1 protein-coding gene is annotated in these 274 nt (G+C 44.9%); it reads left to right on the top strand.

Translation table 11 applies throughout. The features are described from left to right. A partial coding sequence (locus AAEY98_RS22310) for a response regulator (RefSeq protein WP_351019763.1) occupies positions 1-274 on the top strand: 274 nt, incomplete at both ends.

Raw genomic sequence — 274 nt, 5'->3', positions numbered from 1 at the left:
ATGTTACTACTAAAAAAAGAATCCTTTTCGTTAGTGGTGAGCGATGTGCAAATGGGCGCTATGAGCGGCCTAGATTTACTGCGCAGTATTAAATTAAATTACCCCGATTTACCGGTATTAATGATGACCGCCTACGCAACTATTGACGATGCGGTAGAGGCAATGCGCTTAGGCGCGATTGATTATATGGCCAAACCATTTGCACCCGAGGTGCTATTAAATATGGTGAGCCGCTATTTGCCCGAAAAACCCAAAGAAACCGACGGCCCTATTG

The sequence above is a fragment of the Shewanella sp. AC91-MNA-CIBAN-0169 genome, from assembly GCF_040310165.1.
In the GTDB taxonomy this organism is placed as follows: domain Bacteria; phylum Pseudomonadota; class Gammaproteobacteria; order Enterobacterales; family Shewanellaceae; genus Shewanella.
The sequence above is the reverse complement of the archived record's forward strand: the minus strand, read 5'-3'. Positions and strand labels throughout refer to the sequence as shown.